This is a genomic window from Arenimonas sp. (genome assembly GCF_022842045.1).
GTDB lineage: Bacteria > Pseudomonadota > Gammaproteobacteria > Xanthomonadales > Xanthomonadaceae > Arenimonas.
Genome location: NZ_JALHQI010000013.1, coordinates 1 through 20009 on the forward strand (window position 1 = coordinate 1; position 20009 = coordinate 20009).

Here is a 20009-nt window from a genome sequence, read left to right on the forward strand (position 1 = left end):
GCCTGGCGGCCGAGGGCGTGGCGCTGCCGCCCGCCATCGTGCTCACCGCCGACGCCACCGCGCAGGCCCGCGAACGCGCGCTGCGCGCCGGCGCTTCGGCGGTGCTGACCAAGCCGCTGGACCTGCGGCAATTCCACCAGGAGCTGGCCCGATGCTTGCGATAGACGAACAGGCGCTGCTGTCGGCGCGCATCCTGGTGGTGGACGACGGCGCCGCCAACGTCGCGCTGCTCGAAGACTTGCTGGGGCGCGAAGGCTTCACGCAGGTGCTCGGCACCACCCAGCCCGAGCGTTGCCTCGAACTCGTGCAGGCCTTCCAACCCGACCTGCTGCTGCTCGACCTGTGGATGCCCGGCGTCGACGGCTTCGAACTGCTGGCGCAGTTGAATGCCCCCGCGCCGGGGCAACTGCCCGTGCCCGTGATCGTCCTCACCGCCGACGCCACCCGCCGCACCCGCCACCGCGCCCTCGGCCTCGGCGCCCGCGACTTCCTCACCAAGCCCTTCGACCCGCTGGAAGTCCTGCTGCGCGTCTGGAACCACCTCGAGGTGTCGCTGTTGCTGCGGCGCTTGCGGGAACTCGGGCAGGAAACCGCCCTGCCGAAGCGACCGGCGGGGACACCCCCGCCAGCCTGAACGACGACTTCAACCGCCGCCGGACTGGTCCAGCATCTGCACCAGCTCGACCATGCCGTGCCGGGCCGCCAGCTCACGCATCGTCACCTGCGCGCCATCCCACTCGAAGGGCACGCCCGGATCCGCGCCGGCCTTGATCAGGTCGGGCAGCAGGTCGGCGACGAAGTCGCCGCGGATGTCGTACTCCTCGCGCTGCTTGAGGAACAGCCAGTGCACCGCCGCCGTGTTGCCCGGACCCGCACCGTCCGCCCGCGCGCCCGCCGCCAGCAGCGCACGCACCAGGTCGGCACGCCGCGACTTCAGCGCCGTCACCAGCGGCGTATTGCCCTCGGCGTCGGCGGCGTTCACGTCGGCGCCGGCCTTCGCGACCGTGGCGATGGCGGCAATGCGCGCCTGCGCGCTCGTGCCTGCCTGGGTTCCGAATCGATCGTAGTCGCCGTAGAGGGCCACGTCCGCCAGCACGTGCAGCGCGTTGCGGCCCTGCGCATCGGCCAGGTCGGCCTTCGCGCCCTTGGCCAGCAGCTCGTCGAGCTCGGCCGGCGTGCAGCGGTCGCGCATGTTGCCCTTGTCGGGGCTGAACCGGTCGAGGCAGCGCAGCAGCCGGGTCCGGCTGCGGCTGTCGGCCTGGTTGATGTCGGCGCCCTTCTCCAGCAGCAGCGGCAGCAGGCCGTGGTCGGCGATCACCACGCTGTAGGTCCAGTCGCGCACCGGGAAATCGAGGCGACCGAAGGTGGGGCGGTCGCCGCCGTCGGTGGGAATGGCCTGGTCCACCTTCACCTGGCCCTCGTTGAGATAGAAGGCGACGGTTTCGGGCTTGGCCTGCGGCGGCAACAGCGCCGACAGGTAGGCCTGGGAGAACTCCGCCGGCAGGAAACCGTCCGGGCCGTAATGCACGGTGTTGCTGCGGTCCGCGAAGGTCTCGGTCCACAAGCCGGTGCGCGCGCCCTGCGCATCGTACTCACCGCCCTCGAGCAGGCGGCCGGTGTCGTCGAAGGCTTCGTGTCGACCCACCGGCTTGCCGGCGCTGAAGCTGCCGCGGGTGGCCACCTGCCCGTTCGGGTGCCAGGTTTCCTGCAGGCCCTCGGGCTGGCCGGCCACGAAGCGCGCGTGCTTCACCAGGGTGCCGTCGGGCACCCAGGCCTTCTGCTCGCCCTCGGGCTGGCCTTCGGCGTTGGTGCTTTCCTGCGTGATCTGCTGGCCGGTCTCGCAGTCCCAGGCTTCGCGCGTCATGGCCTGGCCTTCGCCATAGGTGGCGCGCTCGGCGGGGTCGCCGTCGTCGCACCAGCGCTCGCTCTTCACCACGCGGCCATCCTTACTGCTGGCCAGCATCACGCGCTGGCCGTCCTCGTTGAAGAGCTCCTCGTCGCCATCGACCACGACGCGGCCCTTCTCTTCGTCCCAGGCCAGCTGGCGTCGGCGCGCGAGCTCGCCGTTATCGTGGAAGTTCTCCACCAGGCCCGCGGGGCGCCCGTCCTCGAACTCCGCCCGAAACACCACCTGGTCGCCGCGCCGCGCAACCAGCGTGCCGCTGAAGGGTTCGTCCTCCACCGTGTAGGGCGCGTCCTGCCGGAGGATGCGGGTCGCGTCGTCGGCGCTGACCTCCTGCTCGGACGTGCAGCCCGAGAGCGCGGCGGCGATGCAGAGCGCCAGCAGCGGCGCGGTACGTCGGTTCATGGTCATGCGGCTCCCCCTGTGAGCACCATGGACGGACGGCCCGGCCGCCCCGATTCTTGATCGGAAGGGCGGGCGAGACAACTAGGGGCGCAGCGCGCGCCGGGCGAGGCCCGGGTCGTCCGTGAAGACGGCATCGACGCCGGCGGACGCGTGGGCCTGCAGTTCGCGTCGGGCGCCTTCGTCATGGCGTGCCTCGGGCGGGCCATCGCTGCGGAAGGCTTCGCCAAGGAAGCCGTTCTCGGGGCGGAAGGTGTAGGCGATGACCTGCAGGCCGGCGGCATGGGCCGCGTCGACGAGGGCGCTGCGGTAGCCGCCCTCCGCCTGCGGCTGGAGCTGCAGCCAGGCGTGGTGCGGGCCCAAGGCATCGGCGTAAGCCGCAATGGCCGGCAGGTCCTGGCCCACGAGCTGTGCGTAGGTGCGGGGCGCGCCCGCCAGCACGGTGTCGTAGGGCGCGGCGTCGGGTGGCCCGATGAGCTGCAGCAGCCGGACGTTGCCGCCGCGCGGCACGCGTTCGCGCAGCCAGCGCAGGTTGACGGTTTCGAAGGACTGGATGACGACGGGCGCGCGGCGGGTGTATTCGTGCGCGGCGAGTGCATCGAGCAGCGGCTGCTCCATCGCCAGCCCGACGGCGGCGAAATGGCTGGGATGCTTGATCTCCGGCACCAGGCCGATGGGGCGGCCGTGCTTCTCGGATTCGGCGGCGACCAGGGCCACGATCTCGTCGAAGGTGGGGATTTCGAACTGGCCATCCCATTCGGTGGACCGCATGGCCGGCAGGCGTTCCACCGCGCGCAGGGTCTTGAGCTCGGCGAGGGTGAAGTCTTCGCTGAACCAGTCCTCGACCCAGGCGCCGTCAACCTGCCGGCGCGTGCGACGCGCCGCGAACTCCGGCCGGCGCGCGATATCGGTGGTGTCCGACAGCGCGTTCTCGTGCCGCGCCACCAGCACGCCGTCGCGCGTCATCACCAGGTCCGGTTCGATGGCGTCGGCGCCGTGTTCGATGGCCAGCGCGTAGGCCGCCAGCGTGTGCTCCGGCCGCAGCGCGCTGGCGCCGCGATGGGCGATGATCCAGGGGCGGTGGGGCGCGGCGACGGGCTCGGGCATGGCCGACAGCGTAGCGCGCGGCGGGCCCGCGCAGCCGGCGAGCAGGACAAAAGGGACGAGGGCGCCGAGGAACCGGATCAGGCAGCTGCCAGCTTGAGCTTTCCAACGCGCTGCAAGTCGACGCTCTGGCGGGCAAGCCAAAGGTCGTGCGCATCCTGCATGGACAGCCAACTCTCGGGCGATCGCCCCAGGGCCTTCGCCAAGCGAAGCGCCATCTCGGGGGTGACCCGACTGCTGCCCGAAAGGATCCGGCTCAGGGTCGAGGCGGCGACATCCAGCTTGGCGGCGAGCTCACGTCCACTGATGCCATGGGGCTCCAGGTAGACCGCGGTGATGAACTCACCCGGATGCGGGGGATTGTGCATGGCCATCAGTGGTAATCCTCATAGTCCAGGACGTAGGCATTCCCGTCCTTGAATTCAAACGTGATCCGCCAATTCCCGTTCACCGTGATTGACCAGCGGCCTCGCAAGGCGCCTTTCAGCGGGTGAAGCCGGAAGCCCGGGATATCCATGTCGCCGATGACATGCGCCGAGTCGAGCGCCGCGAGCTGCATTCGCAACCTTTTCGCATGGTCGGCCTGGATGCCGGAGGCCACCCCCGTCTCGAAGAGACGACGCAGCCCCTTGTGCTTGAATGACTTGATCACGGGCCTGAATGTACCATGTTGCGCATCGCGCAACAATCGTCGAGGCTAACTGCCGGCTCGCCCATTCAGCGGGTGGCCATCGCCGGTCTCAGCGTGAATGGCGCGTTGCAAGCCACTCGACCAGCGCGGTGGGGCCGGCGCCCTTCCGCGTGAACCCGAACGCGTGCTCGTCGTCGCGGTGACGGTCGAGCCAGATGCCCTCGCCCACCGGCGGGCGCGTGGCGGCGAGCCACAGCGCGGTGTCGGCGCCTTCCCCGGCGCTGCGCAGCACGCGGCGGAACAACTTCCGGAAACCGGGCAGTGCCGTGCGCACGCCGTCGGTGTCCACCCAGCCCGGATGCATCACCCAGGCGCGCGGGGCGTTGGGGCCGAGGCTGTTCCAGTAACGGGTGAGCTCGACCTGCGCGCGCTTGTGCTGGGCGTAGGCGACGAAGCCGTTGTGGGTCGCGGCGTCCTTCGCCTCCAGCGCCTGCAGCTCGAGCGCGGCGCCGTACATGCCGCCCGAACTCATGGAGATGATGGCGGTGCGCGACGTGAGCGCGCCGCCGCGGCGCAGGGCGCCATCCAGTTCCCAGTGGCCCAGCAGGTTGGTGGCAACGCCACGCTCGACGCCTTCCACCGTGCGGGCGAATTCGTGGCACATCACGCCGACGTTGTGCACCAGCACGTCCACCGCGCCGTCGCGCGCGATCTCGGCCGCGGCGCGGCGGATGTCCTGCATCAGCGACAGATCGACCGCCACCGGCACGATGCGGCCGGCGCCCGTGGACGCCATCACCAGGTCGGCCAGCTTGCCGCCGTCGCGGGCCAGGGCCAGCACGGTGGCGCCACGCGCGGCCGCGCCCAGCGCGATGGCCTTGCCGATGCCGCCGGTGGCGCCGGTCACCACCCAGCGCTGGCCGCGGAAGTCGGCGTCCAGCGGCGCGGCGCCGACCCGGCGCTGGAAGCCCAGCCGCGAGAACGGCCGCGCGAAGCGGGCGTAGAAGATGGCGGCGCCGATGGCGTTCTTCATGCCGCCCACGGCGCCAGGAACTCGGCGTCGAGGTGCCCGGTCTTGACCAGGATGCGCGCGCCCCGCGGCGCACTCGGCGCATGCCGCGAAAGATGCGGGCTGCGCAGCCAGCTGCCGGCCGGGTACTCGCCGTGCTCGTCCTCGAACACGCCGTCCAGCACCAGGATCTCCTCGCCGCCCCAGTGCGTGTGCGGCTGGAACACCGTGCCCGGCGCCCAGTCCACCAGCGCGGTGTGCTGGGTGCCGAAGGAATGCAGCGGCATCACCCGCAGACCGGGCACCAGGCCGGGGCGCCACTCGCCGGCGCGGGTATCGATGCGCACGCGCTCGGTGTCGCCGGGCTGGAACTGCCTCAGCTTCACGAACAGCGTGCAGCCGGTCTCGCTGCGCGGCGCATGCCGGCTGCCGTCGGGATTGCGCAGGTAAGTGCCGGGGCCGTGTTCGCCGGTGTCGTCGCTGAACACGCCGTCCAGCACCAGGATTTCCTCGCCGTCCGGATGTTCGTGGGTCGGGAACACCGAGCCCGGCGCGTAGCGCACCAGGCTGGTCGCCCGCGCGTCCTCATCGCCCACGCGGTCCAGCAGGCAGCGCGTCACGCCCGGCGAGGGCGAGGGCTGCCAAGGCGCATCGCCCGGGCGGACGACGACGCGCTGGGTGAAATCGGCGTTCAGACGCATGGCGGAAACCTCGAAGGACAGGGCGAGTATGGCCTGCACCCGGTCGAAACCAAGTGCACAAAGTTGCAAAGCCCCTCTCCCCACGGGAGAGGGGTTGGGGAGAGGGGCGCTAGGATGCACCCACCCTCCCCCGGAACCGCCCCCCATGCCCCACCCCCTCGACGTCATCATCCTCGGCGCCGGCACCGCCGGCCTGTCGGCGCTGCGTGAGGTGCGCAAGCGCACCGACCGCTTCGTGCTGGTCAACGACGGCCCGTACGGCACCACCTGCGCCCGCATCGGCTGCATGCCCTCGAAGGTGCTGATCGAGGCTGCGAATGCCTTCCACGCGCGCAGCCGGCTCGACGCCTTCGGCATCCGCGGCGCCGACGGCCTGTCGGTGGACCTGCCCGCCGTGCTGCGCCGCGTCCGCGAGCTCCGCGATTTCTTCGTCGCCGGCGTGCTCGAATCCACGGCCGACCTTGGCGAGCGAAACATAGCCGGCCGCGCCCGTTTGCTAGATGCCCACACGGTGCAGGTCGGCGAGCGCGTGCTGCAGGCAAAGCGCATCATCCTCGCCACCGGCGCGCGCCCGGTGATGCCCGCGGCCTGGCAGGCGCTGGGCGAGCGCGTGCTGACTACCGACACCCTGTTCGAACAGCCCGACCTGCCGCGCCGGATTGGCGTGGTGGGCCTCGGCGCGATCGGCATCGAGATGGCGCAGGCGATGGCGCGGCTGGGCCGCGAGGTCACCGCCTTCGGCCGCGGCGAGCGCATCGCCGGCGTGCGCGATCCCGAGGTCAACGCGACGCTGCGCGCGCTGCTGGCGAAGGAGTTCACCCTGCACACGGGCGCCGACGTGGCGCTGTCGGCCACCGACGGGGGCGTCCGGATGGTGGCGGGTGAGGCCAGCGTCGAGGTGGACGCCGTGCTGGTGGCCATGGGCCGTCGCCCGAACCTCGACGACCTTGGCCTCGAAACGCTGGGCCTCGCCCTCGACGAGCGCGGCCTGCCGCCCTTCGACCCCACCACCCTGCAGGTGGCGGACCTGCCGATCTACCTCGCGGGTGACGCCAACGCGCATGCCCCGATCCTGCACGAGGCCGCCGACGAGGGTTACATCGCCGGCCGCAATGCGATGCAGGACACGCCGGACTGCTATCGCCGGCGCACGCCGCTGGGCATCGTGTTCTCCGAGCCGGGCACGGCCTTCGTGGGCCTTGGCTACGACGCACTGCCGGCGGACGCGATCATCGGCAGCGTCGACTTCACCCGCCAGGGCCGCGCCCGCGCCGGCCAGCGCAACCAGGGCCTGCTGCGGGTCTATGCGGCGCGCGGCGACGGGCGCCTGCTGGGCGCGGCGATGTGCGCGCCCTCGGGCGAACACCTCGCGCACCTGCTGGCGCTCGCCATCGACCGCGGCCTGACCGTGTTCGACCTGCTGCGCATGCCCTTCTACCACCCGGTGGTCGAGGAAGGCCTGCGCACGGCGCTGCGGGCCGTGGCGAAGCAGCTCGATGGCGGCGACGCTTCCGACCTCTCCCGGTGCGAGCCGCTCAAGCCCGAGGCGCTGGCCTGAAAGCCTGCGGCCCACCGTGGCGCCGCTCCGCGGGCCCGGCGCGCCGCGCCCGCGGGCACCCGCATGTTTCAGCGCACCACCGCCACCAGCTCGACGCGCCGGTTGAAGGGATCGCGGGTGCCGGCCGGGGTAGCCACGGCCGGACTATCGAACTTCATGTCGCGCACGAGGATGTTGCGCGCCGGGACGCCCTGGGCCTCCAGGCGCTTGCGCGCATCGTCGACGCGGGCCTGGCCGAGGCCCGGGCTGGCGTCCAGCTCGCTGGCATCGATGTGGCCCGACGCGATGTAGATGACGTCGCAGCCGATGAAGTTGGCCGCCATCACCTTCAGGGTCTCGTCGCCGGACATCCCCAGCGAAGACGAACCCAGCTCGTAGTACAGGTTTGCTTCCTGCACGTCGCCGCGGTCGTAGGTGCAGGCCAGCACCTGGGCGGGAAGAGCGGCGAACAGCAGCAGGGCGGACAGGCTTCGCATGGTGGGCTTCCTCTTGGGTTGGCTTGGTCAGGCGGTGAACTGCAGGTCTTCGGGGCGAACGCGGCGCAAGCCGTTGACGTAGTCACGGGTATAGCCGGGGAAGATGGCGACGACCTTGCCGCTGTCCATCCGGTACCAGCTGCGGCACTGCGCCCAGACCGAGCTGGCCAGCCGCTGCTGCAGCGCCTCATTGTGCGTGCGCTGCGCCTCGGCACGCACCTCGACGGCGCGGTGGCCGCCGGCGGCGACGGCCTGCATGCAGGCGATGGCGTGGCGAACGGCGGGCTCGATGTAGAGCAGCGTTGAAGTATGGCCGGTAGCGGTGTTCGGGCCCAGCATCAGGAACATATTCGGGAAGCCGGCGACGTGGATGCCGTGGAAGGCCTCGGGCCCGTCGCGCCAGGCTTCGGCGAGCGTTATGCCGCCGCGGCCGCGGATGTCCAGCGACTGCAGCAGGTGCACCGTGTCGAAGCCGGTGGCGCAGACCAGCGCGTCCAGCTCGCGCTCGACGCCGTCCACCGTGCGGATGCCGCGCGCGGTGATGCATTCGATGCCGGCCGTCACCAATTCAACGTGCGGCTTCGCCAGCGTCGGGTAGTAGTCGCTGGAATAGATGATGCGCTTGCAGCCAAGCGGGTAATCGGGCGTGAGCGCGGAGCGCAGCCCGTCGTCCGCCAGCTGCTTCCGGCGATGCCGGCCGGCCCACCACAGCATGAAGCGGCGCATCAGCGTGCCGTCTTCGAAGCCGCGGCGGCCGAGTTCCAGGAACGCCACCCAGAACGCACGCACGGCCGCCGCGTAAAGCGGGAAGCCCGCCAGCAGCCGGTCGATGCCGAAGTAGCGCCGCTCCAGCCGCGGCAGCACCCAGTTCGCCGTGCGCTGGAATACGTGCATGCGCGCGGCCTGCGCCGCGATCGGCGGCACCAGCTGCACCGCGGTCGAGCCGGTGCCGACCACGCCCACGCGCATCCCGTCGAACGCCTGGCCGGCCGGCCAGCGGGCCGAATGCAGGCGCAGGCCCGTGAACTCATCCAGCCCCGGCAGGTCCGGCCAGCGCGGCTGGCTCAACGGCCCGGTGCTGCAGATGAAGAAGCGCGCGCGCAGCGTGTCGCCGGCCGAGGTGCGGAAATGCCACAGGCGTTCCGCCTCGTCGAAGCGCGCTTCGAGCAGGCGCGTGCCCAACCGCAGGCGCGCGAACAGGGCGTGCTTCTCCGCCAGCGCCTGCTGGTAGGCATGGATTTCCGGTGCGTTGGCGAAGCGCTGGTTCCAGCGCGTGTTCGGCGCGAACGAGAACGCGTAGGCCGGCGCCGGCACGTCCACCTGCGCGCCCGGGTAGCGGTTGTCCCACCAGGTACCGCCGAGGCCCTGCGATTGTTCGAGGATGACGAAGTCGTGCAGGCCGGCCTTCTGCAGCTGGATGGCGGCGCAGAGGCCGGACATGCCTGCGCCGAGGATGACGGTGTGGTGGGCGCCCTCTCCCCTCGGGGGAGAGGGGTTGGGGAGAGGGGGACACGCCCTTGCCAAGAACCGCGCCACCCGCCCCACCGCCTCCCCCGCACTCGGCAACGCCCCCACCTGCAGCTGGAACACATGCCACCGCCCCGGCACGAAGTCATGACTCACCGCGACGCCTGCCTCGCGCAGCTTCGCCACGATCGCCAACGACTGCCCTGCCAGCAAATCATCGCTGCCGTTCTGCACCAGCACCGGCGGCAGCCCGCGCAGGTCGGCCAGCAGCGGCGACACCCGCGGGTCCTCGGCGCGGCTCGCGGCATAGGCGCGCGCGTTCGCCCGCGCCCAGCGCTCGCTCAACATCGCCTCGCCGGGCACGGCCGGCAGCGGCGAGCTTTCACGCAGGTCCACCAGCGGCGCCAGCAGCACCAGCGCCGCGGGCTGCGAACCACCGCACCGGGTAGCCGCACCGGAGTCGGCGGGAACACTTTCATTCGTCCCGCGACCGTCTGCATCGCGTTCACGATCACGAAGCGTGAGCGCCAGCGCCAGCGCGAGGCCACCGCCCGCCGAATCGCCCGCCACCACCACCGGCCCTTCGGCCGCAAGCGCATCAAACGCCGCCACCGCATCCTCCAGCGCCGCGGGGAAGGGATGCTCCGGCGCCAACCGGTAACCGATCACCACCACCGGCAGCCCGCTGTCGCGCGCCAGCCAAGCGGCGATCGGGCGATGCGTGCGCGGCGAGCCCACCGTGTAGCCGCCGCCGTGCAGGTAGAGCACGGTGCCGGCGCGTACCGGCGTCGCGCGCTCATCCGCCCAGCGTTCGGCGCGAATTCCGCACACGACCACGTCGCGACGCGTGATGCCCTTCGGCAAGCGGCCAATGCGCGCGAGCCAATGCAGCCAGCGCCGCTGCCAGGGCACCGGCCACCGTGGGTGGAAGGCAGGCTTGAGCAGCAGGCGTTGGGTGCTGCGCAGCAGGGAGGCCAGGAGGGCGTCAGGCAGGGGCATGGTGGGGAGGATAGCCGGTGCGGCGGGCCCTCTCCCCCGGCTCCTCTCCCGCCAGCGGGAGAGGGGTGGCGCTCAGACGCGACCGACCACCGGGATCAGCGCGCCGGTGATGGCGCCGGCCTCGTCGGAGAGCAGGAACCCGATGGTGGCCGCCAGCTGCGCCGGCTGCACCCAGCGCGCGAAGTCGGCGTCGGGCATGTCCTTGCGGTTGGCCGGCGTGTCGATGATGCTCGGCAGCAGTGCGTTCACGGTGATGCCGCGGTCCTTGAGCTCTTCGGCCAGGGCTTCGGTGAGCCGCATCACGCCGGCCTTGGACGCGGCGTAGGCGCCCATGCCCGCGCCGGCCTTCACCGCGCCGTTGGCGCCGATGTTGACGATGCGGCCGCCGTCGGGCAGATGTGCCAGCGCCGCCTGGCAAGCCGCCACGGCGGTGCGCAGGTTCATCTGGTACATCGCGTCCCAGCCTTCGAGCGAGGCACCCGCCACCTTCTCCCAGCGGAAGCCGCCGGCGATATTGACCAGGCCGTGCAAGCCGCCGTGGGCCATCGCGATGGCATCGAAGGCGGCCGTGGCCGCGGTGGCATCGCCAAGGTCGATGCCGCCGTGCAGGCTGGCTGCACCCAGCGCGGCCGGGTCACGCGGCGCGTCGGCGCGATCGATGGCTGCCACGTTCGCACCGTGGGCCAGAAGCGCCTGCACCACCGCCGTGCCGAGAATGCCGAAGGCACCCGTGATGGCGATGGTCTTGCCCTTGAGCGACATGCTGATCTCCTGGAGTCGGGGTTCCGGGATGGTAACCGAGGCCGCCGCGGGACCCTTGCCCGCAGCCACCGTTTGCGCGGTTGCGGCGTTGCAACACGACCGGCGGACCTGGCCAGCGTCTGACTCAAGCCGACGAAGTGCGTCCAAAATCATGAATTGGCGGGCATCTCCGTCGAAAAAACACCATCTTGCCCGGCTCTTAACATGTCTTTAATTTTTTTGTCACCCCTTGCTAACACAACGTTAAGTTCGCGTTATATTCGCGGCGTCTCCGCCCCATTCCGGGTCCTCCACAAGCTGTCCTGTCGAGGGGCTCGGCGGGGCGGGACCAACAAAAACAGGCTGTAAAACGATTCATCACTCTGTTGGAGAGCAGAACATGAAGTCCAAGCCACATCCGCTTTCATCCGCCGTGCGATTCGCCCTGTCGGCGAGCGCAATCGGCATCCTCGGCCTCGCCGCGATGCCTGCCATTGCGCAGGACGCCGCCGCGCCGGCCGCCGCGGCTTCCGAGCCCACCACGCTGGACCGCATCGAAGTGCTGGGTTCGCGCATCCGTCGCGCCGAAGGCGACACCGCGCTGCCGGTGCTGTCGATCGAGCGCGCGGAGATCGAGCGCACGGGCCTGACCCAGCTCGCCGACATCCTGCGCGAGATCAGCGTCAACGGCCCGTCGCTGAGCCTCAACACCAACAACGGCAACACCAGCGGCAACTCCAGCGTCAACCTGCGCAACTGCGCCTCGAACCGCACCCTGGTGCTGGTGAACGGGCGTCGCTGGGTGAGCGGCAACGGCCTGGACGGCACCGTCGACCTGAGCTCGATCCCGCTGGCCGCGGTCGAGGGCATCGACATCCTCAAGGACGGCGCCTCGGCCCTGTACGGTTCCGATGCGCTCTGCGGCGTGATCAACGTCCGCACCCGCACCGACTTCGAAGGCGCCATGGTCACCGGCTATTACGGCCAGTACCAGCAGGGCGACGGCGAGCGCGAGTCGGTGTCCTACACCATCGGCGGCAGCAGCGACCGTTTCTCGGGCCTGCTGAACCTGTCCTACACCGACACCGGCGCCGTCTCGGCCGGCGATCGTGCCATCTCGGCGGTGCCGCTGTTCGGCTTCCCGGCGAACGTGTCCACCCCGGGCCGCGCCAGCCCGGTCGGCCCGTACGGCAACTTCACCGTCGCTGGTCGCGGCAACATCACCCTGAACCCGGGCAGCCCGGGCTGCCAGGTGAACCAGGTGTGCGCGCCCAGCACCGGCGCGAATGATTTCCGCACCTTCAATTTCCTCACCGACGGCTACAACTTCGCGCCGGACAACTACCTGAGCCAGCCGCAGACGCAGTACTCGCTGTTCGGCCAGGTCAGCTACCAGCTGTCCGACCCGGTGCGCTTCCGCAGCGAAGTGTTCTACAACCGCCGCGAAGGCGAGGCCCAGCTGGCCGCGCAGCCGCTGTCGCCGCTCAACATCACGGCCAACAACGTTTACAACCCGTTTGGCGTGGCCATCACCGGCGGCGCCTTCCGCCCGACCGACTTCCCGCGCCTGTTCGGGCAGGAGCAGGACACCTGGCGCTTCAGCGGCGCCTTCGACGGCGCCTTCGAGCTGGGTGACCGCTACTTCTACTGGGATGCCGGCTACACCTTCGCCGAGAACCGCCAGCTGCAGCCGAAGAACGGCTTCTACTTCTCGTCCCGGGTCGCCCTTGGCACCGGCCAGTCCCACATCGACAGCAGCGGCATCGCTCGCTGCGGTCCGGCCGGCGCGCCCATCGCTGGTTGCGTCCCGCTGAACTTCATGGGCGGTCCGGACGGCTTCACTCGCGAAATGTTCGATTACATCGCGGTGAACCCGAAGAACGTCCAGAAGTACAGCCAGGAGTCGTACACGGCCAACCTCAGCGGCGACCTGTTCGACCTGCCGGCGGGCCCGATGGCCTTCGCCTTCGGCGTCGAGCATCGCGTCGAGGAAGGCTCGAGCGAGCCGGATCCGCTGACGGCCGCCGGCCTGGTGCTGGGCGACAACCCGTTCCTGCCGACCCGCGGCAGCTACAAGGTCGACGAGGTCTACGCGGAACTCAACATCCCGCTTCTGGCCGACGTGACCTTTGCGAAGTCGCTGGAGCTGTCGCTCGCCGGCCGCTACTCCGACTACTCGTCCTTCGGTGACACCACCAACCCGAAGGCGAGCCTGCGCTGGCAGCCGAGCGAGACGGTGCTGGTGCGCGGCTCGTGGGGCGAAGGCTTCCGCGCCGCCTCGGTCAGCGAGCTGTTCGCGGGCCGGGCCACCGGCCGCCCGGCGTTCCAGGATCCGTGCTCGGCGTCGAACACGAACTTCCAGAACAACGCTGCCATCCGGGCCCAGTGCCTTGCCACCGGCGCGCCGGTGGGCTTCCAGAGCCTGTTGTCGCAGACCTTCGGCACCACCGGCGGCAACCCGAACCTGCAGCCGGAAACCTCGGTCTCCAAGACCCTGGGCATCGTGTACTCGCCGGGCTGGATGGAAGGCCTGGACATGTACCTGGACTGGTACAACCTGCAGATCGAGAACGCGATCGGCTCGCTGGCCGTGGCCACGATCCTCACCGAGTGCTACCAGCAGCTCAACCAGAACAGCTGCGCCCTGATCACGCGTGACACCACCGGTGCGGTCAACGGCAACCCGGGCGAGATCTCGAACATCCTGGCGACCAACATCAACTTCCGTGGCGGCCTTGAGACCGAGGGCTACGACTTCGGCGCCAGCTACCGGTTCGACACCGACAACTGGGGTCGCTACCAGATCCGCTGGGACAACACCTACGTGGCCTACTTCGGCGACCTCGGCAAGCCCGAGCGCGGCGAGCTGAACGCCGACGGCCGCATTTCGGCGGGCAACGTCGTCGGCACCCTTCCCTCGGGCAGCTCGGCCGGCGCGCCGCGCCATCGCCTGCGTTCGAACCTGAACGTGGCGTGGCAGATGGGTGACTTCACGGTCTCCGCCACGATGGAATACCGCAGCCGCGTCCGCGAGACCTGCAACAACGTGTTCCTGACGGCTACCCGACTGGCACAGGTCGACCCGGCGTATGGCAGCCTCGTGAACCTGTGCTCGGATCCGAACCGCGTCATCGACGTCTATAGTTTCCGCACGGGAACCAACGAGATCATCGCGACGCCGACCAACGTCCCGAGCAACATGCTCGGCGGCACCACCTACACGCACCTCCAGGGCACCTGGGCGGCGCCGTGGAACGGCAAGATCTCGGTGGGCGTGCGCAACCTGTTCAACAAGCAGCCGCCGTTCTCGTCGGATGCCTTCGCGAACAGCTACGACGCGCAGTACCTGATCCCGGGTCGCTTCTACTACCTGAACTACGAGCAGACGTTCTAAGTCTCCAAGTAGAAACCTGCGTCAACATTGCAGCCCCGGCGACGGGGCTGCTTTTTTTTCGTCGGGGATCAGGCGGGTACGCGCACCCAGCCTTCCATCAGCACGCGCGCGCTGCGGCTCATGATGGCCTTGCGCACGACCCACTGGCCGTTCTCGTTGGCCGCCTCGGCGCCCACGCGCAGGGTACCGCTGGGGTGGCCGAAGCGTACGGCGGTACGTTCACCGCCACCCGCCGCACGGTTCACCAGCGTGCCGGGAATGGCCACCGCGGTGCCGATGGCCACCGCGCAGGTGCCCATCATCGCGTGGTGCAGCTTGCCCATGCTCAGCGCGCGCACGTGCAGGTCGATGTCGGCGGCGGCGACGCGCTTGCCGCTGCTGGTGGTGTAGTCGGCCGGCGGCGCGACGAAGGCGACCTTGGGCGTGTGCTGGCGTTTCGCGGCCTCGGCCACGTCCTTGATCAGGCCCATGAGCACGGCGCCGTGGGCGCGGATGCTTTCGAACATGGCCAGCGCCTTCGGGTCGCCGTTGATGGCGTCCTGCAGCTCGGTGCCGGTGTAGCCGATGTCCTTGGCGTTGATGAAGACGGTGGGGATGCCGGCGTTGATCATCGTGACTTCGAGCGTGCCCACGCCGGGGACGTCCAGCGAATCGGTGAGATTGCCGGTCGGGAACATCGCGCCGCCGCCCTCGCCTTCGCCCTCGTCGGCCGGGTCGATGAACTCGAGCACGATCTCGGCCGCCGGGAAGGTGACGCCGTCGAGCTCGAAGTCGCCCGTTTCCTGCACTTCGCCATTGGCGATCGGCACGTGGCAGAGGATGGTCTTGCCGATGTTGGCCTGCCACACCTTCACGATGAAGATGCCGTTCTCCGGCAGCCGCGATTTCTCGATGAAACCGTTCGCGATGGCGAAGGGGCCGACGGCGGTGCTGAGGTTGCCGCAGTTGCCGCTCCAGTCGACGAACGCGGTGTCGATGGCGACCTGGCCGTAGAGGTAGTCCACGTCGTGGCCCGGCTGCGTGCTCTTGCTGATGATCACGCACTTGCTGGTGCTGGACGTGGCGCCGCCCATGCCGTCGGTGTGCTTGCCGTAGGGGTCGGGCGAGCCGATGACGCGCATCAGCAGCGCGTCGCGCGCGGGGCCCGGCACGCGGGCGGCTTGGGGCAAGTCTTCGAGGCGGAAGAACACGCCTTTCGAAGTACCGCCACGGAGGTAAGTGGCGGGTATGCGGAGCTGGGGCATGGGCGTCATGGGCTCAAACTCTTCATTGAAGTTCGTTCAGGGCGGCGGCCACGCGCTGGCAGGCGATGATCGTGTCCAGCACCAGTCGTTCATCGACGTCGACGTGACCTTCGTACTCGGAAAGATTGCGCTTGCCGTGGGCGTGGTCCAGTACGCGCCAGACCTCCGGCCCCAGGCCCAGGGTGTGTGGCAGGACTTGGAACACGATGTAGCGATGGCGCGCGCGATACCCGTGCCGCCGAAGCGCCGCGAGACACAGCGCGTGCGCCGCGTTGTAGGCGAGATCGAATCGGCTTTCGAGCGACAGCCCGCCGTTGGTCGCGTCGGCGAGACGAGCCCTGCCTGATCGCACGAGACCTTCGACTTCGGCGGGATCGGCCGGCTCCGCCAACAGCGGCTTGGCATTGCCGGCGAGATTCTCAAGCGGGGAAGTCATGTTCACCCCCGACGATCCAGAGCCTGGGCTGCGCCAACACCTTGGCAACGAAGGCGTTGCCGTCCGCGATCCGGCTAGCCAACTGCGATCGTGAGTAGATCGTGGGGTGGACGGCGCGACCCAGTCCTTCGATGAAGGGATCGAGCACCGCCATCACGTCCGCATAGCCCAGCGTATCGGACACGATCATCAGGTCGATATCGCTGGCCGAGGTGTCCTGGCCCTTGGCGACGGAGCCATAGACGAAGGCAAGCTGCACCTGCCCGGCCAGGGACGCCAAGGCCTCGCGCAGCGGCACCGCCAGCCCGAAGGTCTTGCGCACGATGGCGACCAGCTCGTCGTGGATGGGGCACGCGGGGTTGGCGCGATACCGCTTTTGGTTGCCCACCTTTTCGACCGAAAGCAGCCCGCTGCCCGACAGGCGCGCGAGCTCGCGCTGCACGGCCCCGCTGCCGGCGCCCGTCGACTGGATCAGGTCGCTGACCGTGAACGAGCGGCCGGCCTGTCCGAACAGGCTGCCTAGGACCCGTTGCTGGGTCTGGGTGAACAGGGCGTCGGACAGGTTCGCGCGCGCATACAGGGCGGCGGCTTCGCTGACGCGGGGAGGGGGGTTCATGCCCATATCGGGCAAAATAATGCCCATTTTGGGTATTTGCAAGCCCTGCCCCCGCAACTTCAGGCCGCGTGGGCGGCGGCCAGGAAATCCTGGGCGAAGCGCTGCAGCACGCCGCCGGCCTCGTAGATCGACACTTCCTCATCGGAATCGAGGCGGCACTGCACAGGCACTTCCACGCGCTCGCCGTTGCGGCGGTTCACCACCAGCGTCAGCGTCGCACGCGGCGCACGGTCGCCGATCACGTCGTAGGTCTCGGTGCCGTCCAGCCCCAGGGTCTTGCGGGTCGTGCCGGGCAGGAACTCCAGCGGCAGCACGCCCATGCCGATCAGGTTGGTGCGGTGGATGCGCTCGAAGCCCTCGGCCACGATCACTTCGACGCCGGCAAGGCGCACGCCCTTCGCCGCCCAGTCGCGGCTCGAGCCCTGGCCGTAGTCGGCGCCGGCGATGATGATCAGCGGCTGGCCGCGGTCCATGTAGGTTTCGATCGCTTCCCACATGCGCATCACCTGGCCTTCCGGCTCCACGCGCGCCAGCGAGCCCTTCTTCACCGCGCCGTCCACCACCGCCATTTCATTGGTGAGCGTGGGGTTGGCAAAGGTGGCGCGCAGTGCCGTCAGGTGGTCGCCGCGGTGCGTGGCGTAGGAATTGAAGTCCTCTTCCGGCAGGCCCATCTTCGCCAGGTATTCGCCGGCGGCGCTGTCGGCCAGGATGGCGTTCGAGGGCGAGAGGTGGTCGGTGGTGATGTTGTCGCCCAGCAGCGCCAGCGGGCGCAGGCCGCGCAGGGTGCGCTCGCCGGCCAGCGCGCCTTCCCAGTACGGCGGGCGTCGGATGTAGGTGCTCTTCGAACGCCAGTCGTACAGCGGGCTGACCTTGGCGGCGCTTTCCACGGCGATCTTGAACATCGGCTCGTACACGCTGCGGAACTGCGCCGGCTTCACCGACGCCTTCACGATCGCGTCGATCTCCTCGTCGCTCGGCCACAGGTCCTTCAGCGTCACCGGCTGGCCGTTGGCGTCGTGGCCCAGAACGTCCTTCTCGATGTCGAAGCGGATGGTGCCGGCGATGGCGTAGGCCACCACCAGCGGCGGCGAGGCCAGGAAGGCCTGCTTTGCATACGGGTGGATGCGGCCGTCGAAGTTGCGGTTGCCGCTCAGCACCGCGGTGGCGTACAGGTCGCGGTCGATGATTTCCTGCTGGATCTTCGGGTCCAGCGCGCCGCTCATGCCATTGCAGGTGGTGCAGGCGAAAGCGACGATGCCGAAGCCGAGCTGCTCGAGCTCCGACTTCAGGCCGGCTTCCTCGAGGTACAGCGCCACGGCCTTGGAGCCCGGCGCCAGCGAGGATTTCACCCACGGCTTGCGGGTGAGCCCGGCGCGGTTGGCGTTGCGCGCCAGCAGGCCGGCGGCGATCACGTTGCGCGGGTTGGACGTGTTGGTGCACGAGGTGATGGCGGCGATGATCACCGCGCCGTCGGGCATCAGGCCCTGGGCTTCCTGCGCGCGGGCCGCGTCGAGGTTGCCGGCGATGCCCTTGGCCGCGAGGTCGGCGGTGGCCACGCGCGCGTGCGGGTTCGAGGGGCCGGCCATGTTGCGGCCGACCGCCGAGAGGTCGAAGGACAGCGTGCGCTCGTACTGCGCGTTCGCCAGCGCGTCGGCCCACAGGCCGGTGTGCCTGGCGTAGGTTTCGACCAGCTTGACCTGCTCGTCGCTGCGGCCGGTCAGGCGCAGGTAGTCGATGGTGTTGCCGTCGATGAAGAACATCGCCGCGGTGGCGCCGTACTCGGGCGCCATGTTGGAAATGGTGGCGCGGTCGCCGAGCGTCAGCGCCGCGGCGCCTTCGCCGCGGAACTCGAGCCAGGCGCCGACCACTTTCTGCTTGCGCAGGAATTCGGTGAGCGCCAGCACGATGTCGGTGGCGGTGATGCCCGGCTGCGGCCGTCCCGTCAGCTCGACGCCGATGATGTCGGGCAGGCGCATCCACGAGGCGCGGCCCAGCATCACGTTCTCGGCCTCCAGGCCGCCGACGCCGATGGCGATCACGCCCAGCGCGTCCACGTGCGGGGTGTGGCTGTCGGTGCCGACGCAGGTGTCGGGGAAGGCGACGCCGTCCTGCACGTAGATCACGGGCGACATCTTCTCCAGGTTGATCTGGTGCATGATCCCGTTGCCCGGCGGGATCACGTCCACGTTCTTGAACGCGAGCTTGGTCCAGTCGATGAAGTGGAAGCGGTCCTCGTTGCGGCGGTCCTCGATGGCGCGGTTCTTCGCGAACGCATCGGGATCGAAGCCGCCGCACTCCACCGCCAGCGAGTGGTCGACGATCAGCTGCACCGGCACCACCGGGTTCACCTGGGCCGGGTCGCCGCCCTGGTCGGCGATGGCGTCGCGCAGGCCGGCCAGGTCCACCAGCGCGGTCTGGCCCAGGATGTCGTGGCACACGACGCGCGCCGGGAACCACGGGAAATCCATGTCGCGCTTGCGCTCGACCAGCTGGCGCAGCGAAGCGTCCAGCGTCGCCGGGTCGCAGCGGCGAACCAGGTTCTCGGCCAACACGCGCGACACGTAGGGCAAGCCGTCCCAGGCGCCGGGTTGCAGCGCCTCCACGGCGGCGCGGGCGTCGAAGAAGTCCAGCGAAGTGCCGGGCAGGGGCTTGCGGAAGGTCGTGTTCATGGCGGACCGATGAGTCGGGGACGCTCATTATCCGGGACACGGCGCGGGCCTGCACCCTTTCCCGCTGTTCCCGGGCAATGCCGCGGGCTGGGAGGCGCGCACGACGGGCACTGGCCTGCGCGGCGGATAGTTGCGACCATCGGGGCACACGCCGGGATTAGTACACTCCGTGCGACGCGCCCGGCACTGCGATCCCCCCCCGAGGAGCGAATGATGACCAGACATCCCTTCAGCGCCGCGGCACTCTGCCTGTTGTTGGTCGGCTGCCAGGACAAGGCCGAGCCCGATGCGGCCTATTCGAGCACCGAGGCCGTGGTCGACCAGGGCGCCGCCGAAGCCGAGCGCTCGGTCGCGATCAAGGATCCGGAAACCGGCGCCTACGTCCCCACCATCCCGGGTGACCCGGCGGGCACCGCTGCGCCGCAGGAGCTGGAATACAACGACCCGGCCGGCGACCGCCCCGAAGCCGGCGAGATCGCCGACCAGCTGGCCAGCGACCCCGACGCCAAACTCGCGCGCACCCTGCTCGAGTGCAACGACCTGCCGGTGGCCGAACGCGACGACTGCCGCGAGCGGGTGGATGCCACCCACGCCGGTGCACCGCGCGACCCGGCGCCCGGCGAAGGTGGCGGGACGTCGGGCGAGTAGGTTCCGGCGGG

The 20009-nt window shown here is 69.8% G+C and carries 17 protein-coding genes; 4 read left to right on the top strand and 13 right to left on the bottom strand.

Features of this window, described 5'->3' with window-relative positions:
- Window positions 1-151 precede the first annotated feature (151 nt).
- The gene (locus Q0C12_RS04695) at window positions 152-634 is read left to right on the top strand and encodes a response regulator (protein WP_290886861.1); all 483 of its coding nucleotides are present in this window, start codon (window positions 152-154) and stop codon (window positions 632-634) included.
- Window positions 635-643: 9 nt separating this feature from the next.
- Here Q0C12_RS04695 and Q0C12_RS04700 read toward each other — a convergent pair whose 3' ends face one another.
- The 6 genes from Q0C12_RS04700 to Q0C12_RS04725 all read right to left on the bottom strand — a co-directional run bounded on the left by Q0C12_RS04700 (window position 644) and on the right by Q0C12_RS04725 (window position 5750).
- Window positions 644-2308, bottom strand: coding sequence for a hypothetical protein (locus tag Q0C12_RS04700; protein WP_290886864.1), 1665 nt, complete (start codon window positions 2306-2308; stop codon window positions 644-646).
- 81 nt (window positions 2309-2389) lie between these two features.
- Window positions 2390-3412, bottom strand: a complete 1023-nt coding sequence (locus Q0C12_RS04705) for a glycerophosphodiester phosphodiesterase family protein (RefSeq protein ID WP_290886866.1) — start codon at window positions 3410-3412, stop codon at window positions 2390-2392.
- A 77-nt stretch (window positions 3413-3489) separates the two neighbouring features.
- On the bottom strand, window positions 3490-3783 hold the full coding sequence (locus Q0C12_RS04710; protein ID WP_290886870.1) for a HigA family addiction module antitoxin: 294 nt from the start codon (window positions 3781-3783) through the stop codon (window positions 3490-3492).
- A complete protein-coding gene (locus tag Q0C12_RS04715; RefSeq protein ID WP_290886871.1) occupies window positions 3783-4061 on the bottom strand; it encodes a type II toxin-antitoxin system RelE/ParE family toxin in 279 nt (92 codons plus the stop codon). Before Q0C12_RS04715 ends, Q0C12_RS04710 begins: the two co-directional genes overlap by 1 nt.
- Window positions 4062-4149: 88 nt before the next feature.
- A complete protein-coding gene (locus Q0C12_RS04720; protein WP_290886875.1) occupies window positions 4150-5073 on the bottom strand; it encodes an SDR family NAD(P)-dependent oxidoreductase in 924 nt (307 codons plus the stop codon).
- Window positions 5070-5750, bottom strand: coding sequence for a cupin domain-containing protein (locus tag Q0C12_RS04725; protein ID WP_290886878.1), 681 nt, complete (start codon window positions 5748-5750; stop codon window positions 5070-5072). Before Q0C12_RS04725 ends, Q0C12_RS04720 begins: the two co-directional genes overlap by 4 nt.
- 145 nt (window positions 5751-5895) lie before the next feature.
- Here Q0C12_RS04725 and Q0C12_RS04730 point away from each other — a divergent pair, with 145 nt between their 5' ends.
- On the top strand, window positions 5896-7308 hold the full coding sequence (locus Q0C12_RS04730; RefSeq protein ID WP_290886881.1) for a dihydrolipoyl dehydrogenase: 1413 nt from the start codon (window positions 5896-5898) through the stop codon (window positions 7306-7308).
- 68 nt (window positions 7309-7376) lie between these two features.
- Here the strand turns inward: Q0C12_RS04730 and Q0C12_RS04735 are convergent, their stop codons facing one another.
- From Q0C12_RS04735 to Q0C12_RS04745, 3 genes are all read right to left on the bottom strand, one after another.
- The gene (locus Q0C12_RS04735; protein WP_290886884.1) at window positions 7377-7784 is read right to left on the bottom strand and encodes a hypothetical protein; all 408 of its coding nucleotides are present in this window, start codon (window positions 7782-7784) and stop codon (window positions 7377-7379) included.
- Between the two features lie 27 nt (window positions 7785-7811).
- A complete protein-coding gene (locus tag Q0C12_RS04740; RefSeq protein ID WP_290886887.1) occupies window positions 7812-10250 on the bottom strand; it encodes an alpha/beta hydrolase fold domain-containing protein in 2439 nt (812 codons plus the stop codon).
- Window positions 10251-10322: 72 nt separating this feature from the next.
- A complete protein-coding gene (locus Q0C12_RS04745) occupies window positions 10323-11012 on the bottom strand; it encodes an SDR family oxidoreductase (protein ID WP_290886890.1) in 690 nt (229 codons plus the stop codon).
- A 379-nt stretch (window positions 11013-11391) separates the two neighbouring features.
- Between Q0C12_RS04745 and Q0C12_RS04750 the strand changes: the two genes are divergently transcribed.
- Entirely contained in the window at window positions 11392-14385 is a 2994-nt protein-coding gene (locus Q0C12_RS04750; protein ID WP_290886895.1) for a TonB-dependent receptor, read from the top strand.
- Between the two features lie 68 nt (window positions 14386-14453).
- Here the strand turns inward: Q0C12_RS04750 and prpF are convergent, their stop codons facing one another.
- The 4 genes from prpF to acnD are packed head-to-tail and all read right to left on the bottom strand — an operon-like array spanning window position 14454 to window position 19350.
- Window positions 14454-15638, bottom strand: coding sequence for a 2-methylaconitate cis-trans isomerase PrpF (gene prpF, locus Q0C12_RS04755; protein WP_290886898.1), 1185 nt, complete (start codon window positions 15636-15638; stop codon window positions 14454-14456).
- A 13-nt stretch (window positions 15639-15651) separates the two neighbouring features.
- Window positions 15652-16065, bottom strand: coding sequence for a hypothetical protein (locus Q0C12_RS04760; RefSeq protein ID WP_290886901.1), 414 nt, complete (start codon window positions 16063-16065; stop codon window positions 15652-15654).
- The gene (locus Q0C12_RS04765; protein WP_290886904.1) at window positions 16049-16681 is read right to left on the bottom strand and encodes a nucleotidyltransferase domain-containing protein; all 633 of its coding nucleotides are present in this window, start codon (window positions 16679-16681) and stop codon (window positions 16049-16051) included. The genes Q0C12_RS04760 and Q0C12_RS04765 overlap by 17 nt, the downstream gene beginning before the upstream one ends.
- A 59-nt stretch (window positions 16682-16740) precedes the next feature.
- Window positions 16741-19350: a Fe/S-dependent 2-methylisocitrate dehydratase AcnD gene (gene acnD, locus Q0C12_RS04770; protein ID WP_290886907.1), complete on the bottom strand. Its 2610-nt coding sequence runs from the start codon at window positions 19348-19350 to the stop codon at window positions 16741-16743.
- 213 nt (window positions 19351-19563) lie between these two features.
- Between acnD and Q0C12_RS04775 the strand changes: the two genes are divergently transcribed.
- The gene (locus Q0C12_RS04775) at window positions 19564-19998 is read left to right on the top strand and encodes a hypothetical protein (RefSeq protein WP_290886910.1); all 435 of its coding nucleotides are present in this window, start codon (window positions 19564-19566) and stop codon (window positions 19996-19998) included.
- Window positions 19999-20009 lie beyond the last annotated feature (11 nt).

Excerpts from the sequence above, each read along its gene's own strand:
- Q0C12_RS04705 (WP_290886866.1), bottom strand. The coding sequence starts at position 3,412 with ATGCCCGAGCCCGTCGCCGCGCCCCACCGCCCCTGGATCATCGCCCAT.
- Q0C12_RS04740 (WP_290886887.1), bottom strand. The coding sequence starts at position 10,250 with ATGCCCCTGCCTGACGCCCTCCTGGCCTCCCTGCTGCGCAGCACCCAA.
- prpF (WP_290886898.1), bottom strand. The coding sequence starts at position 15,638 with ATGACGCCCATGCCCCAGCTCCGCATACCCGCCACTTACCTCCGTGGC.
- acnD (WP_290886907.1), bottom strand. The coding sequence starts at position 19,350 with ATGAACACGACCTTCCGCAAGCCCCTGCCCGGCACTTCGCTGGACTTC.
- Q0C12_RS04750 (WP_290886895.1), top strand. The coding sequence starts at position 11,392 with ATGAAGTCCAAGCCACATCCGCTTTCATCCGCCGTGCGATTCGCCCTG.
- Q0C12_RS04765 (WP_290886904.1), bottom strand. The coding sequence starts at position 16,681 with ATGAACCCCCCTCCCCGCGTCAGCGAAGCCGCCGCCCTGTATGCGCGC.
- Q0C12_RS04760 (WP_290886901.1), bottom strand. The coding sequence starts at position 16,065 with ATGACTTCCCCGCTTGAGAATCTCGCCGGCAATGCCAAGCCGCTGTTG.
- Q0C12_RS04730 (WP_290886881.1), top strand. The coding sequence starts at position 5,896 with ATGCCCCACCCCCTCGACGTCATCATCCTCGGCGCCGGCACCGCCGGC.
- Q0C12_RS04700 (WP_290886864.1), bottom strand. The coding sequence starts at position 2,308 with ATGAACCGACGTACCGCGCCGCTGCTGGCGCTCTGCATCGCCGCCGCG.
- Q0C12_RS04710 (WP_290886870.1), bottom strand. The coding sequence starts at position 3,783 with ATGGCCATGCACAATCCCCCGCATCCGGGTGAGTTCATCACCGCGGTC.
- Q0C12_RS04735 (WP_290886884.1), bottom strand. The coding sequence starts at position 7,784 with ATGCGAAGCCTGTCCGCCCTGCTGCTGTTCGCCGCTCTTCCCGCCCAG.
- Q0C12_RS04720 (WP_290886875.1), bottom strand. The coding sequence starts at position 5,073 with ATGAAGAACGCCATCGGCGCCGCCATCTTCTACGCCCGCTTCGCGCGG.
- Q0C12_RS04725 (WP_290886878.1), bottom strand. The coding sequence starts at position 5,750 with ATGCGTCTGAACGCCGATTTCACCCAGCGCGTCGTCGTCCGCCCGGGC.
- Q0C12_RS04745 (WP_290886890.1), bottom strand. The coding sequence starts at position 11,012 with ATGTCGCTCAAGGGCAAGACCATCGCCATCACGGGTGCCTTCGGCATT.
- Q0C12_RS04775 (WP_290886910.1), top strand. The coding sequence starts at position 19,564 with ATGACCAGACATCCCTTCAGCGCCGCGGCACTCTGCCTGTTGTTGGTC.
- Q0C12_RS04695 (WP_290886861.1), top strand. The coding sequence starts at position 152 with ATGCTTGCGATAGACGAACAGGCGCTGCTGTCGGCGCGCATCCTGGTG.